This window comes from Nocardia sp. NPDC049220, from assembly GCF_040647855.1.
Taxonomy (GTDB): Bacteria; Actinomycetota; Actinomycetes; order Mycobacteriales; family Mycobacteriaceae; genus Nocardia.
This window is the reverse complement of the sequence record NZ_JBEZDA010000006.1, coordinates 63,893-77,663: the sequence shown is the minus strand read 5'-3', so window position 1 is coordinate 77,663 and position 13,771 is coordinate 63,893. Positions and strand designations below refer to the sequence as shown.

Sequence of the window (13,771 nt, the reverse complement as noted above, 5' to 3'; positions counted from 1 at the left end):
ATTGGGGGTGGAGTTCTGGGTGTGGGGGGGTGGTTAGAAGGGGGTGTAGACGCCGGTGGTGCGGCGGTGGCAGTGGTCGCAGATCTGGATGCCGTTTTCGGTGACGGTTCCTGCGTGCCGGCAGTTGCCGTTTTTGTCGTGTTCTGGGCGGATGCCGGATCGGCCGCGGCGGGCGAGGAACTGGCTGTAGACGGTTTGTGCTGCGGTGAATGCTTCTTCTTTGGTGCGGAATTGGCCGATCGCGATCGGGTTGGCGCCGAACTCTCCGCGCAGTGCCCATACGCCGCTCATAGCACTGGAGCGGATCGTGAAGTAGGGCTCGGACTCGTTGGCGCGGTCACCGGCGGTGTAGACGAGTCCGTTGTTGTGCTGGGTGAAGATGAGCTGCGGGGCGGCGCGGCGGGTGGCTGCCATGGACGGGCGCTCCTTACCTGGGTCGGATCGAGCATGCGGGGAGGGGGTTTCAGGGCTGTGGGGTTGCGTTCACGGCCGTCGCGGCGGTGAGGACGGTGTGCAGGTAGTCGAGGTCGGCGTGCTCGGCGAGGTGGACGGCACCGACAGGGGTGGGGCCGCCGGTGTGGGGGTGGTCGGCGGCGGCGAGGAAGGTGTGCAGGGGGCGGTGGGGGTGCAGCCGGTAGAGGCGCGCCGCTGACCACGGGTCGGGGGCGGGGGTGTGGATGGTGAAGGCCCCATAGAGGAGGTACGCGCGGGGGGCGTGGTGACCGAGTATGGCGCGCCAGTAGCTGCCGAGGGCGATGGTGGCGGTCGGGTCGACCCAGATCGTGAGGATGCGGTCGCCTCCGAGATCGAGGGCGATGCTGTCGTCTCCGTCCAGCAGCGTGGTGAGCTGTTCGAGGATCCGGCGGTGGCGGGCACGCAGATGACGGTGGGCCCGCCAGATCAGCAGGCCACGCACCCAGAACGCGGCGGCGGCCAGCGTGTACAGGGCGGTCGCGGCGGCGGCAGTGGGGGTGGGGCCGAGGACTTCGGTCGATGCGCACCCGGTCACCGCGACTGCGGCGGCAGCGAGGGTGGCTTCGAGCGCGGGGTGGGTGCCGGTGAGGTGGTGAGAGAGGGGTCGCATGGGGAGTTCCTGATCGAGGTGAGGTGGGGGGGGTGCTCGGGGGCTCAGGCGGTCATGAGAAAGAGGGGGATCGCCCCTGTCGACAGTGCGTAAATCTGCATCACCCGCACGCTGTTTCGGCGGTGGTGGTGCGTAGCGGGGATCTGGTGCTGGCTGTCTCGGTGAGCAGTGCGGTGAGCTGGCTGGTCAGTTCCGGGTACCAGATGCGGTGGCGGTCGGCGGATCGAGCCAGGTAGGTGCGTACCGCGGTGGTGTCGCCGGTGAGCGCCAGGCGGGCCAGGGCGAGCGTTTCGCTGGTGAACGCTTGCGCGGCGGTCGGGGGTTTGACCGGGCCCCAGGTGATCTCCAGCCACAGCCTCGCGCGCGCACCGCGCTGCACGGGGTGGATGATCGGTGGGGGTTTGTCAATGTAGGCGGGGTCGTCGTCGGGCACCATGCCGTAGCCGACCCGCGCCGCGACTACGTGGAGTTTCCCGCCCTTCTTCGTGGCTTTGGCGTCGCGGTGCGGGGTGAAGGCGTCGTAGATGGGTTTGGCGGTGGCAGCGAGGTTGTCGTCGTCACGGATGCGGTTGGTTTCGGGTTGGTAGTGCAGTTGGACCCGCACGAATCCGACACCACGCGGCAGCCTGGCTTGCTTGAGCAGCGTGAAGACGGTGTCGCGCAGGTGGGCGACTTTGGCGGCTTTGTGCAGCGCGGCCTGTTTGCTGGCGCCGCGATCGTTGAGGCTGAGCAGATCGGCTGGGGTGATGGGTATCTCGATGCTCGCGCGGCCGCTGATGGCGTAGTCGCCAGGTGTGCTGGCAGCTCCGGTGGCCGTGTCAGGGCTGCGGCGGCGAGTTGGGGACACGCGAGGGTTTCGGGGTCGAACCGCCGCACCGGCGGTGTCGAGAGTTTTTTCGCGGCCGGCGATGGTCACGAACTGCACCTTTCTGTTTGCTTTTTGCTCGCCGGGCTGGTTCTCACCGGCGTGACTGTGCGGGATGGGGGAGTGGTTGTCGGCGGTCAGGGACCGGCGCAGCAGCGGTGGTGATCGCTGTGGCCGGGGATGAATCCGGCCGGGTGCGGATCCGGAAAGCAGCTGCGCCGGGGGCTGAGGCCGGGCAGCCCCCGACACGCGTGCTTGTGCTGGGGGCGCCGCAGCGGCGGGGTGTGCTACCGGTGGCCGAGCTGTCGATGAAGATCCACCATCTCCCCGAAGACCTCGCTTACTCGGATCCCGTCTACGCGCAGGACGGCGATGATGAGCGCCAGCGAGCGGCGCTGCAGTTTCGCGTGCAACGCGAGCCGGCGGGAAACGGTGAGTGTGTCGGCCATGAGTGATCTCCTCAGCGGATAAAGGGGTGGGATCGGTTATCGGGTTCGTCGCCTCGAGCTACACCGCCGACGGGGGTGACCTGCTGGATCGGTCGAACTCGGATCCGGTTGCGGGTCACTGGCATTCCTTCCGCGGCCGCTGACGAAGACGGGGCTGATCAGATGGCGTGCGGCGGCAATGTTGCTGCGCCCCGCAAACCACTGAGATTTGCTAGCATCATATCATGCGAGCATTCGGGATTGGTCTCCGTTGGATCCGAGCAGAGACGCGAGACAAGGCCAGCGCATATCGACGAAAGACATCTGTTGCAGCGCAACAGGCTTCATGACGGCACCGACCGATAGTCGAGTCGCCGAACCGAATCCGCACCGATCCGTCACACCCCCGCAGGCACCGAAACCAGCGCGCCACCGACTGCCGGACATGGTTTGACCGTGCAGGGCTCGCGAGCACGACACCGCCCAGATGGCGACACCTCGCCCATCCGACCCCAGCCCGTTGGGGGCTATTCCTCTGAATCCTGGCGACCTACTGAAGGAGATCTGTATGTATGTGGGCGACTTCGAGCGCTTCATCGAACTCGCGCGGCGCGCGGTGCAAACCCCTCCCGCCAAGCAGCCCGCTGTCACTTTGCCGCCGCAGATGCGGGGGAGCCTGGCTGGCGAGTTCATCCCCGATCAGGTCAACGAGATCCTCGCCGAGCTCAGCGAGGAGATCAACGATCACCTCGTCTGCGTATGGGATCGCGTCGATCGCTACGGCTTCGGCGGCGGCTACCGCCTGCGCTTCGCGACCGGCGGCCCGCTACTGACCCCCGCCGAGGATCTGGTGGGATGGCTCACCACCGACCCCGCCGACCCCGCCTGTCCCGAAACCCCTGGAGACCCCGACTACTGGGTCGGCTACGAGGACTACGCGGACCCGATCCCCTGCTTCGATGACGACGAACACAACTACGCGTTCGTAGACGACCGCGACGCCGAGCAAACCCTCGAGGTGGAGGAGCGGCTGCTGGAACTGGGCATGCCACAGACCGAGCGCACAGTCTGCGAACACTGCGGGGAGTGGCTGACCGGCTACCACGTACACGACGAGCTCGGCGAGGACAATACGTTGATCCGCCTGCCGTGGCGGACGGATTTCGGCGGACCCGGTGGCCCGTTCGCGCTGGCCTACGCACCCAACCCCCAGGCCTCGCTGCAGGACCGTCACATCGGCAGCGGTCGCTTCCCCGACCGGGAAGCAGCGCAGGCCGCCGCCACAGCCGCGAACAACGCCTCAGCCCTGGCCACCACCGCGGCGGAGATCCCCGCCATCGCGGACTTCGCGGTCGTGATCAACATCCGTGACCACATCCACCGAAAGCCCGAGAACTGACCCACGCCCGCCGAACAGGTCGGTCGATAGACAACACCCCTAATACGCTGCGGCCGGGCGCCTTCCGTCCGGCCACAGTCAGGTCCAGGCTCCCCGTTCGGCCCGTTCTCTCCGCCTGAGATGCGCCATCCACTGGCCTTCCTCGATCTCGCTCACCTCGTTCGCTGCCCCAGCGTGATGGTTCACCGGTGCGCGATACCGAAGCGGCCGATCGGCCGAATCCACCGATTTCCCAGGAGTTTCCGAATGTCGCGTCACGTCACAACCACGGGTGTGCTGTTGATCGAACGGCCACTGCACAAGCACGAGATACAGCTGCTGCGGCAGTTCTACGCCGTGGTGAGCGCTGTCCCCACGTGCGGCGAAGTCGCCGCTGTGATGATGGGCCAGATCTGTGAGGACATCACCGCGGGGATCGTGCCCGCCACGGTTGGAACCTTCGAAGAGCTGCACGATCACCTCGACGCCAACATGTACGCCGACGAGTTCGTCCGCATGATCGAACAGTCCGGCCGGGCGTGGGCCGATTTCATCAACGGGGCGACCGACATCGTCGATGTGTGGCTGCGCGCCGGACGCCCGGCAGATATCGCCATGCAGCATGCCGCCACCTCATGGCATGAGCCCACCCCGATCTATCTCGGGGAACTTGCCGACACCTTGCCTGTGCGGGTGCAGCGAACGCGCGCCCAGCTGTGCGAACTGATGGCGTGCCTGCCCACATTGCGCACCTCCGCAGGCCTGAACACAGTGGGCGTGTCTCCCTTTGGACCCGACGCCGGCCCGCTGCCCGGATTCATGTACTGACCCGACTGTCGCTGTCCACGCAGCTGCTGCCCGCGGACGTCGGGTTCGATCGCCGCCCGGTTGCGTGGATGGTCAAGGTGCCCACCGGCTCGGTGAGCGGGCGGGTGACGCTTGGTTCGGTCGTTGGGGGGCAAGCAGCTGTACAACTCAACGGTTTTCGGTGGACGTACTCGCCTGCAGGGGGAAGAGCGGCGTCGTTGAGGGCCGGCCACCGCATGGTGCGATCTCTTATCCGGTCCAGGCCTTTTCGCGCGGGAAGTGGCCCTAGGATGGCTGGACGATGTCTTGCCGGCCTGTGCCAGTTCGCGCTGGAAACAGTGACCGGACCGCCCAACAATGCGCCCGGGACGGTATCGGGGACACCGGCGCGTCCGGTTAGGTGACTAGCAGTGCCAGCACTGTACGCGCAACTGCAGACGTCAGCCGGGCGACGCGACGGCCGTTTCCCGGTTGGCATCAGTTTCTGTCGGATCAGATGCTCGAACGCCTCGAACTCACTGACGACGAACGCGAAGCTCTCGAAGGTGCCGCGAGGTGCTGTTCTAGCTCGCCGATCGACTGGCGGGCGTCCGATCTGCGCAGGCCCACCCACCGAACTCGGCGCCGACCAGGCATTGGCTGTCCTGACTGCCGTGCAGGACGGCATCATCGGCATGTTCCGCTCCGGAACCCGAATGGTCCAGGGCCCTGGTCATGCAGGCGGTGGAGCCGTGTTCCTGCGTGGCCGGCCCCTGGGGGTCGGCGGCGGCCAGTGCGGCTCCAGTGTTGCCAGAAAGCCGTCCGGATCTTTGGTTACGGCTGTCAGGCACGCCACCACGAACGCGGTCATCTCCCGGTTCCGCGACTCCAGCTTCTTCTGCGCGTCCGCCTTCAACGTCGCGTCGGGACGGACGTTCAAGGGTGGGTTGGTGTGCTGGCTGGCCATGTTGAACATTCTGCATTAAATGGCTTGCCACTAACAAGTGGGCACGCTACATTAAGTGGCAAGCCACTTTTAAGCAGGAGGAGAGAGATGCCCGCCACCGCGACCACTTCCCGTATCCATCGGATGATCGAGAACCTCGACGCCCTCATCAACCATCCGCGCACCCCGGACAACGAGCGCGCGGCAGCGAAGGCAATGCGTGAGCGGATCCTGAAGAAGGCTGGCAACGAGTCGGTGGTCGGGCGCTATAACCGCCACTCCCAGTACGCACGCACCTACGGCGAGAAGTACGACCGCGTGCCCGAGTATTGCAAGACGTCGGTCATCGCCAAGGCGGTCCGAGAGGACATCAAACTCGCGCAGAAGATCGCCAAGCAGGCAGGGAAAGCGGACGACCTGAAGATCGTCGATCCAATCGGGGACGCACCAGCGGAAATCACGATCTCGGTCCGCACGAGTACCTACTCCGGCGGCTCCAGCATCGACATCTACCTCAAGAACATCCCGCAGGAGTGGGGTTGGACCGTCGACGAAGACCAGTGGGGCTACGAGCGCGAAATGCCGAGTCCGGCACTGTGCGCCCTCGCCGACGAACTCAAAGCGGTGATGAACGCCTACAACCACAACGGCTCCGACATCATCACCGACTACTTCGACGTCCGGTTCTACGGGCACGTCATGTCCGATAGCGGCTTGATCCTGGCCTGATCCCTCCGTCTGCCGGGCGACGGCCGTTGCCCGGCAGACGTCAGCTTCTGTCGAAAACGGAAGTCGCCGCTGTTAAGCACGAACAACCGATCTGGCTCCTGTAGACGACTGCATTCCTTAGCCAATGCCCCATGGGGCATTGGCTTTCGGAACGTCCGGCTCGTGGTGATCTGCCACGAGCTTCCTCGTTGTACATGACCGCCCGCCCTTGGAGGGCAGTCGATCACCTTGCGGTGGCCAGGCTCGTGGCCTTCCCGATCCCTTGGGAACCAGTGCTGGCGGCGATTGCCGCTTCGCACTTCCAATGCTGTTGTCATCAGCCAGGATTACGCTGGCAGGCAATAGAGACTGCTGGCCGCGGGTCGGGCCTTACCGCTGTTCAAGTGGGAGGACACCGGGATACCGCGTAGATCGTGGCCGATGCAACGTGGATACCTGCTCACCTCGGGATTCGGTCCCCGGTGGCTGCCGCACCGCGTGCAGGACTTCGGTTGGAGTGGCGGTTCGGCCCATCGGCCATCTTGAGGCCGCACAGGGTGCAGTGGCTGAAAGCTGAAGGGCTACAGCAAATTCTGCGTCTGGGTGAGGGTGTCGTGCCACTCGAGGTCGCTGGGGCTCTGGTGGTAGAGGGTAAGCATGAACGCTGCTGGTTGGTGGTTGGGTTCGGCGCGCAGAGCAGCTTCGAGAGCGATGGATGTGTGTGTGTGTGTGTGTGGACCGCCCGCGCACGTAGCAGTTCGCCGCGGCGACCACACAGGCATTGGCGCGATCCGCGCCGGTGGTGACCGCACCGATCTGCTGGGCGAACTCGGCAACGGAAGGGTCTGGCCGGCTGACAGCGACGGCGACGAACTCGGCGAGCACATGCCGATCGCGCAAAGCGATCGTCGCCACCACCAGCGCGACATCGGGGACGGGCTTCCCCGCGGCTACTGCGTCTACCCACTCCACCAGGTTGGTGATGGTGGCGGGTTGACCGTCCAGGTCGGTCTCAACGGCTGCTATCTCGGCGAGCCGTGCAGGGGATGCGGTCGCGAACTCCTGCTCGAGCTCCTCGTGGGAGATGTACTGCCGTTCCCCACGGGTTACCGACTCAGCCAGTAGGAATGATGCGGTCGGTTCTCCGATCACACCGTGTATCTGTTCGTCGTCGACGAATACCCAGCGCTCACCAGCGGCGATTCGGCGCGTTCGGAAGGACTCGAGTTTGGTGATGTCTTGCCCGCTCAGCGAGTTCGCGAGCAGGGCGCTCAGCTCGCAGTGATGGAAGAGCGCCAGTCGATCATCGGCAGGATCGACGAACAGCAGTTTGGCGCTGGTGCACAGTTCGTTGCCGAGAGCCTCGGCAATGATGCCGGCACACCGGACCATCTTGATAGGGTCATTCTCGGCCAGGGAGATTGTTGCGGTCGTGATCGCGTCTGTATCGCGGCATCCGACCACGACGAGGTGACGGTCAGGGGTGTAGTTCAGCAGACCAGGCAGGTGCTGAAACAGATCACCACCACTGTCAATGTGTCGAGGGCTCGATATCGTCATCGTGCATTCCTTTGACTATCAACGTTATTGAGGGGTGCCCGAAGTTAATCGAGCAACTTGTCGGTACTGAGATCAGACGCGCCGGTACGCACCATCGCGGTCACCCCGGCTTCCTCCGGTGTGAGATGACCTGTCGCGATCAGAGTTTCTATTGGGCCGCCGCCGACTGTGCGCGCGAAGCGAGTGTTTACGGCGGTAGCGCCGACGAGCACTGCGGTTGATGATGCTTGGGCTTGGGTGTGGTCGAACTGGTCCTGCCGCGTCTACAACGATGAGTCCGGCGTAGTGTCGGGTTCGGTTGTGGGTGTGGTGTTGTCGAGGTCGAAGTCTGTGGTGGGGGTGGCGGATGAGTCGGCGGCGCTGGTCGTGGTCAGACGTGTGGGGCGTGCCGCTGCAGCGTCGGCTACCCCGTCCGCGACCAGTTCGCCGGTCACCTCGAGCGTCGGTGTGTCGGGAGAGTCGTTGTGGTTGCCATGTAGCAGACCCAGGACGTTGCGTGCCATCTTGGCGTTGGCGCTGTCGGCAGGTGCCTGCGCAAGTACGGTGTGGGCCCATCGGTTCAATCCGGCAGTGTCCGGGGTGATCTCGATCATGGGGCGGGCTCGGTCGAATGCTTTGGTGATAGCGGCGTGTAGGTGGTGGACGATGGCGCGGGTTTGAGGATCGACGTGGTGTAGCGGCGCCACTTTCACGTGTACGCAGCTCTCGACGAGGTGCGCCTCGAGGTAGGGGCGGCTGTGGGGCCGCGCGGTCGCGGTGAACACGATGTGGTCGATCCCGGGGTGGGAGCGCAGATGGGAGCGGAACGCGTTGGCGATCCGCTCGGGGGTGACTGTGGCCGGGAAACTACCCGACGGCCAGTCGCAGCGACCTTCTGCACGTGCGGTGCTGAGCCTGGTGCCGGGGGAGTCGCAATACAGATTGAAATACATCTGCTCGGCGGCGTTCGGTCGCTGGTCGTTTGTCATGAAATCTCCAATCGGTGCACGGTGTTTGGTCACCGGCAGCGGAATGTTGCCGTATATCACGTGGGTCTTGATGGCGCCGACGAGTACTGCTGTTCATGATGCCCGGGCTTTGGCGTGGTCGAACTGGTACCGCCACACCTACAACGATGAATCCGGCACAGCTGGCCCTGATCGCTGCGAGGGGGCGCCGGCGCGCCGGAGATGTTCATCAGCCGCTCATGTCTTCGCGAGAACATGGGGATGCTGTTGGTTATCGGTCGTTGCCGGGTTCGCTTGTGCGTAGGTCGGCCAGCAGCGAGTCCAGGTCTTCGGCGCGCACGAGCACGTCGCGCGCTTTCGACCCATCGGCTGGCGCGACGATGCCGGCCTGCTCCATCAGATCCAGCAGGCGTGCAGCCTTGGCGAACCCGATCCGCATCCGGCGTTGCAGCATCGCCGCCGAACCGAACTGGCTGCGTACTACGAGGTCGACGCCACGCAGGAACATCTCGCGGTCTTTGCCGATCTCGGTGGCATCGAGGTCGACGACATTCACTGTTCGCGGCTGCTCGGCGCGTTCGGCTTCGGCCGCGGCGACGATGTCGGGCAGTCGGCGGTCCCATCCGGCCGACCATTCGCGGCGCTCGTCGCGGTCCTGGTCGAGTAGCTGTCGCGGCATCATCAGGCCGAGAAAGTCTTCTCCGCAGCGGATCAGCAGGGCGCGGCTGGCCGAGTGCGCCTCGATGTCGAGCGCGTGACCGTAGGCGTTGGATGCGGCGCTGAAGCGCGCCATCACCTCACCGCCGACCGACATGTCCGTGAGCAGCGTGGCGTCGCTGTCGCGTTGGCGGGCGATGAGTCCAGGGATGGTGCACAGGGTGCCGCCGTCGGTGGGCATGCGCGGCACGGTGAGTGCGTGTCCGTCGATCAGGCCAGAGCAGTCGGTGATGGTGATCCGGTTGTCTGTGATGTCCAAGCGCAGCTCGAATTCTGGGGTGTCGCTCTTTTCCTTGCCCGCGGTGAAGATCTGCAGGATGTTCTTGATGTCCGACAGCGCGATGTCGACGGTGCATGGGTAGTGCCCGGGTCCGTCGCTGCTGTTCCAGACCGACGCGATGGCCATGCCGGCGGTGAACGTGTCGGTCGCAGTGACAACGATGTTCTGCCGATCGATGGCGAGTCGGATGCGGTGCAGGGGCGGGACCTGGCTGTCGGTGCTGGCGTGCACGCGCACCGCGTTGAGGGCACGACGGAAGTCGGCGGTGCCGACATTGACGGTGGTCATGATTCGAATTCCTCCTGTGTGATGTGTTCTGGCCAGGCCTCGGCGGCGACCCACTCGCGACAAGCGATCCCGGTGTCGGTGAGCAGGGTGCCCATCGGGTCAATGAGCGGGCGGGTGAGGCTGTAGCGGTAGTAGGGGACAAGTAGCTGCGCACAGGTGGGCTCGTCCTCGTTGTGGTTGGCCGCCAACCGCAACTCGATCCTGGGAACCTGATTCATGACGTCCTCAGCGGGACGAACTTGCCTGCCATGCCGCAGGTCGCCAACCGGTCGGCATCGCGGGTGCCGTAGGCGACCAGGCAAGACGGGCCACCAGCGTTTCCGGCTGCTCGGGAGCCGTCGGGCATGTAGAAGTGCAAGCGTCCGTGCAGGAACAGCACGGCGGTCGCGCGTTCCCACACGGCGGCGTCGAACCAGCGGGTGTCGGTTCGCGCGAACACGATCGCAGTTCCTTGGCCGTGGGCGGCGAGCTTGGACAGCCAGCGGTTGACGGCGATGTAAGGCGGGTTCAGCCAGACCCGACCTGTCCAGCGGGCGGTGAGACCGTCGTCTGGTGGGGCGATGTGCTCGCGTGCGGTATCCCATGGCCGGTCGATGGCTGCACACGGGTCGAGGTCGAAAGGGCCGAGCACAGCGAGGATCCGCGGCGGGGTGAGCCACACATTCGACCCGCGGCGGGCCGAGTGGTGGCTGCCGATGCCGGTCAGGGTCATGATTCCGTCGACCACCGTGCGAGGATGCGCTCGACGTCGGCGCCGGCGCGGTCTGTCGGGGCGGCCGCGCTGCGACCGCTGCCGCATTCGGTGATCTGATGGCCGAGGGCGTGGTTGGTGGTGGCAATGAATTGCTGCTGGGCGCCTGCGGCGGCGGGGTCGTCGAGGACGGTGCCGGCCGCGGTGGCGCTGCTGACGGTCTTCACGCACCCCACCCGGCCCGCCACCACGGTGGGGGTGGTGGCGGGCCGGGTGCGGGTGCGGGTGAGGTTCATGGGGTCACGTTTCGGCTGGTGACGAAGCGGTCCTCCGCGGCTGCCACGTGCTGCTCGGCACTGGATTTCAGTCGGGCGAGGGCCTCGGGGTCGCGGCGTGCCGCCACGGACAGCTGTGGCAGTTTGGCGATCAGTTCGTCGAAGCAGTCGCGGCCACCACTGGCGCTGTTGGCGGCAGCGTTGAGCGCACCGGCACTGATCTGGGCGAGGAGGTCGAAGAATGCATGGGTCAGATAGCCGATCTCCGCGGCGGTCTTGTCGGCGAGCTCGGTGGCGCGGCGGCGGGTGCCGGCGTCGGCGCGGGCATGGCTGAAGATCAGGGTGTCGGCGATCGGGGCGGTGAGGGTCATCAGAGCGGGTATCCGTTCAGCAGATGGTGAAGAATGCGAAATCCGTTGTGCAGCTGTCGGTTACAACAACAGCGGGACGACGTCGGGGGTGGCGTCCATCAGGTGCTCCTGTCGGTGAGTGGGGTGAGATCTGGGATCTGCGGGCACTTGTCATCGCTGCCGCCGCCGGGTTCGCGCGACAGCAGTTGTGGTGGTCGACAAGCGATGGTGGTTGAGCGCGCTTACAGTGCCTGCCAGCCGAGGGTGAAGCCCGCGGCGAATCCGGCTGCGGCGCTGAGCGCGATCGCCGTCGCCACCGTGGCGACGGCGACTCCGTTGCGGGCGGGCAGCAGGTGCACGGTGGCGTGCATCGGTGTGGCGGTGGTGATCGGTGTCGCAGCGGCGCGGGGGTGGTTGCTGGTGGCCATGACGGGTCTCCTTGTGTGGATCGGGAAGGGGGATAGCGGGATTTGGTGTGCGGCGTTCGACGGCGCTGAGTTGGCGGCAGCGGGGTGATCGTGTCGAGGCTTCGGTGTCGGGCAGCTGCTGTTGCAGCAAGTGTCAGGTGGTTTGTCGCTGGGAGTGGGCTTCGATGGCCGTGCGGATCTGCTGGTCTGAGTCGAGACCACGTGCGATCCAGGCTGCGCGGGTGGTGGGGCATGGCCACGGCTGGCCGTGGGCGCACAGGTCGTAGCTGGCGTCGATGTCCGGGGCAGAGCAGGAGTGAATCAGTGTGGCGATGGCGTCGAGCCGTTGCGTGGGGGTGGCGGTCGGTGCGGCTGTGGCGGCGGGTTGGGTTCGGGTGGGCATGAGGTGGATCTCTCTGAGGCGGTGGATCTTTTCGGTAGGTGGGTCGAATCCGCGCTTATGCCGGGGTTGCCGGACGGATTTCGCCGACCCACAACCGTGAGCGCATGTAGCGCAGGGCGGTGCGGATCCCGGTGCGGTCGGCGTCAGCGGCGGCGCGGGTGGTGCGGAAGCTCGCCGGCTCGGTCGCGACGCGGGCGCTGCCCCATTCGGCGGTGCGCTGTTCGACGACGACGTACCAGCGTTCTGAGGCCTCGGTCGCGGGTGTGGTCGTGGTGGCGTGGCGGAGCTCGCCGAGGAAGAATGCGGTGTTCTCGCCGAGGGCGCGGTTGGCGGCACGTATGAATTCCAGTCGGGTGCGTGCGGTGGCGGGATCGTCGAAGACGATGTCGTCGGCGGCCTCGGCCGCGGTGGCGTCGAGGGTTTTCACGCACACCACCCAGCCCGCGACATCCGACGCTGCGGGGGTGAAGGGCAGGGCGGTGAGAGCGACGGTGTCGGGGTGGGTGCGGGTGATGTGAGGGAAAGTGGTGGGGCTCATGGGGTTCACGCTTCGTTCGTGGTGTCGGGGTGGGCGAGGATGATGCGGGCGATGGCATCGTTGATGTGCGGTGCGGCGCCGCGCTGCAGTCGTGGGATGGCCTCGGGGTCGCGGCGCGCCGCCACGGACAGCAGCTGCAGTTTGGCCAGCAGTTCGTCGAAGCAGTCGCGGCCTACGCTGGCGCTGTCGACGGCAGCGTTCAGCGCACCGGCACTGATGTGGGCGAGGCAATCGAGCACTGCGTAGGTCAGGTTGCCGATCTCGGTGGCGGTCTGCTCGGCGAGATCGGCGGCGTCGGCGCGGGCGCGGCTGAAGCTCGCAGCATCGGCGATCGGCGTGGTGAGGGTCATCAGAGTGGGTCTCCGTTCAGCAGGTGGGATGAGAGTGCGAAATCAGTTGTGCAGCAGCCGGATACCGCGTGCCGGATCAGCGGCGGTGACGGAATTGGTGGTGGGTGAGTGGTTCGGCTGTCTCGGTGAGGTGCTCAGGCCAGGTGTCGAGGGCGCAGTCGTCGCAGACGGTCGCGAGGCCTTCGCCTGCGGCGCGGGAGTGGGGCGCCGGCGCGCCACACAGGCAGCTCGAGCGGTGTTCACCGGTTTCATCGACGTCCGTATCGAGCTCGAGCAGCTGCGGCGTGCTCATAGGTGTGGTCCTCCTCGGCGAATGGTGTTGTGCAGGCTGGTGAGTGGGCTGGAGTCACGGTCCGGGTCTCGCGTGCTCGCCACTGCTGCCGCGCGTGGAACAGGCGGCAGCAGTGGCAGCGGCGGCCGTTCGACGAGCGCGTCTACAGTTCCCGCCAGCCGAGCGCGTAGCCGAGCGCGACTCCGGCGGCGGTGCCGAGCACCACGGCGGCGGTGAAGGTGCCCAGCTCAACTCGCGGCATCGTCCTGGCGGGCGGCCAGCTCGTCGCGCACAGCGCGCAGCGCGGGTTCGGTGGTGGTCCGTCGATCCGGAGGTGCAGAGCGGTCGTGGCAGGGTCGGTCGGGGTGGGCATGGGGTGAATCTCCTTGTTCGTGTAGACGGGGGCGATTTCGGACCGGAATCCGGGAAGGATTGATGCCACCGGGATTTCGTCACTGTGACGGCTTGTGGGTTGCGTCGTCCCTCTTTCCGGGATCGG

The 13,771-nt window shown here is 66.0% G+C and carries 21 protein-coding genes; 4 read left to right on the top strand and 17 right to left on the bottom strand.

The genetic code is table 11. From position 1 onward, the window contains the following. Positions 1-33: 33 nt before the first annotated feature. The 4 genes from AB0C34_RS17395 to AB0C34_RS17380 all read right to left on the bottom strand — a co-directional run bounded on the left by AB0C34_RS17395 (position 34) and on the right by AB0C34_RS17380 (position 2,398). Positions 34-414: a hypothetical protein gene (locus AB0C34_RS17395; protein ID WP_357073355.1), complete on the bottom strand. Its 381-nt coding sequence runs from the start codon at positions 412-414 to the stop codon at positions 34-36. 49 nt (positions 415-463) lie between these two features. Then, the gene (locus AB0C34_RS17390; protein ID WP_357073352.1) at positions 464-1,084 is read right to left on the bottom strand and encodes a hypothetical protein; all 621 of its coding nucleotides are present in this window, start codon (positions 1,082-1,084) and stop codon (positions 464-466) included. Between the two features lie 100 nt (positions 1,085-1,184). Further along, positions 1,185-2,000: a hypothetical protein gene (locus AB0C34_RS17385; RefSeq protein ID WP_357073349.1), complete on the bottom strand. Its 816-nt coding sequence runs from the start codon at positions 1,998-2,000 to the stop codon at positions 1,185-1,187. Between the two features lie 236 nt (positions 2,001-2,236). Further along, positions 2,237-2,398, bottom strand: coding sequence for a hypothetical protein (locus tag AB0C34_RS17380; RefSeq protein ID WP_357073346.1), 162 nt, complete (start codon positions 2,396-2,398; stop codon positions 2,237-2,239). A 547-nt stretch (positions 2,399-2,945) separates the two neighbouring features. On the opposite strand from AB0C34_RS17380, the gene AB0C34_RS17375 reads away from it, so the two are divergent. The 4 genes from AB0C34_RS17375 to AB0C34_RS17360 all read left to right on the top strand — a co-directional run bounded on the left by AB0C34_RS17375 (position 2,946) and on the right by AB0C34_RS17360 (position 6,216). Next, positions 2,946-3,776 (top strand): hypothetical protein, encoded by an 831-nt coding sequence (locus tag AB0C34_RS17375; RefSeq protein WP_357073343.1) that lies wholly within the window; start codon positions 2,946-2,948, stop codon positions 3,774-3,776. Between the two features lie 246 nt (positions 3,777-4,022). Then, positions 4,023-4,583 (top strand): hypothetical protein, encoded by a 561-nt coding sequence (locus tag AB0C34_RS17370; RefSeq protein ID WP_357073340.1) that lies wholly within the window; start codon positions 4,023-4,025, stop codon positions 4,581-4,583. A 524-nt stretch (positions 4,584-5,107) separates the two neighbouring features. Continuing rightward, on the top strand, positions 5,108-5,527 hold the full coding sequence (locus AB0C34_RS17365; protein ID WP_357073337.1) for a hypothetical protein: 420 nt from the start codon (positions 5,108-5,110) through the stop codon (positions 5,525-5,527). A gap of 68 nt (positions 5,528-5,595) precedes the next feature. Beyond that, complete coding sequence (locus AB0C34_RS17360) at positions 5,596-6,216, top strand: hypothetical protein (RefSeq protein WP_357073334.1); 621 nt, start codon at positions 5,596-5,598, stop codon at positions 6,214-6,216. Positions 6,217-6,585: 369 nt separating this feature from the next. On the opposite strand, the gene AB0C34_RS17355 is transcribed toward AB0C34_RS17360, so the two are convergent. The 13 genes from AB0C34_RS17355 to AB0C34_RS17295 form a co-directional block, all read right to left on the bottom strand. Then, positions 6,586-7,755 carry a DUF4192 family protein gene (locus AB0C34_RS17355; RefSeq protein WP_357073331.1) on the bottom strand — a complete coding sequence of 390 codons (1,170 nt, stop codon included), beginning with the start codon at positions 7,753-7,755 and terminating at the stop codon, positions 6,586-6,588. A gap of 263 nt (positions 7,756-8,018) precedes the next feature. Further along, complete coding sequence (locus tag AB0C34_RS17350) at positions 8,019-8,723, bottom strand: hypothetical protein (RefSeq protein WP_357073329.1); 705 nt, start codon at positions 8,721-8,723, stop codon at positions 8,019-8,021. A gap of 250 nt (positions 8,724-8,973) precedes the next feature. Further along, positions 8,974-9,987: a DNA translocase FtsK gene (locus AB0C34_RS17345; RefSeq protein ID WP_357073326.1), complete on the bottom strand. Its 1,014-nt coding sequence runs from the start codon at positions 9,985-9,987 to the stop codon at positions 8,974-8,976. Next, entirely contained in the window at positions 9,984-10,205 is a 222-nt protein-coding gene (locus AB0C34_RS17340) for a hypothetical protein (RefSeq protein WP_357073324.1), read from the bottom strand. Before AB0C34_RS17340 ends, AB0C34_RS17345 begins: the two co-directional genes overlap by 4 nt. Next, positions 10,202-10,714, bottom strand: coding sequence for a DNA N-6-adenine-methyltransferase (locus AB0C34_RS17335; protein ID WP_357073321.1), 513 nt, complete (start codon positions 10,712-10,714; stop codon positions 10,202-10,204). The genes AB0C34_RS17340 and AB0C34_RS17335 overlap by 4 nt, the downstream gene beginning before the upstream one ends. Beyond that, positions 10,696-10,974: a hypothetical protein gene (locus AB0C34_RS17330; protein WP_357073318.1), complete on the bottom strand. Its 279-nt coding sequence runs from the start codon at positions 10,972-10,974 to the stop codon at positions 10,696-10,698. Before AB0C34_RS17330 ends, AB0C34_RS17335 begins: the two co-directional genes overlap by 19 nt. Then, entirely contained in the window at positions 10,971-11,324 is a 354-nt protein-coding gene (locus tag AB0C34_RS17325) for a hypothetical protein (protein ID WP_357073315.1), read from the bottom strand. The genes AB0C34_RS17330 and AB0C34_RS17325 overlap by 4 nt, the downstream gene beginning before the upstream one ends. A gap of 221 nt (positions 11,325-11,545) precedes the next feature. Then, positions 11,546-11,731 (bottom strand): hypothetical protein, encoded by a 186-nt coding sequence (locus tag AB0C34_RS17320; RefSeq protein WP_357073312.1) that lies wholly within the window; start codon positions 11,729-11,731, stop codon positions 11,546-11,548. A 133-nt stretch (positions 11,732-11,864) separates the two neighbouring features. Then, positions 11,865-12,113, bottom strand: coding sequence for a hypothetical protein (locus AB0C34_RS17315; RefSeq protein WP_357073309.1), 249 nt, complete (start codon positions 12,111-12,113; stop codon positions 11,865-11,867). 55 nt (positions 12,114-12,168) lie between these two features. Then, positions 12,169-12,651: a hypothetical protein gene (locus AB0C34_RS17310; protein ID WP_357073306.1), complete on the bottom strand. Its 483-nt coding sequence runs from the start codon at positions 12,649-12,651 to the stop codon at positions 12,169-12,171. Positions 12,652-12,656: 5 nt separating this feature from the next. Further along, the gene (locus AB0C34_RS17305) at positions 12,657-13,001 is read right to left on the bottom strand and encodes a hypothetical protein (RefSeq protein ID WP_357073303.1); all 345 of its coding nucleotides are present in this window, start codon (positions 12,999-13,001) and stop codon (positions 12,657-12,659) included. Positions 13,002-13,077: 76 nt separating this feature from the next. After that, positions 13,078-13,293, bottom strand: coding sequence for a hypothetical protein (locus tag AB0C34_RS17300; RefSeq protein ID WP_357073301.1), 216 nt, complete (start codon positions 13,291-13,293; stop codon positions 13,078-13,080). 142 nt (positions 13,294-13,435) lie between these two features. After that, complete coding sequence (locus tag AB0C34_RS17295; RefSeq protein ID WP_357073298.1) at positions 13,436-13,645, bottom strand: hypothetical protein; 210 nt, start codon at positions 13,643-13,645, stop codon at positions 13,436-13,438. Positions 13,646-13,771 lie beyond the last annotated feature (126 nt).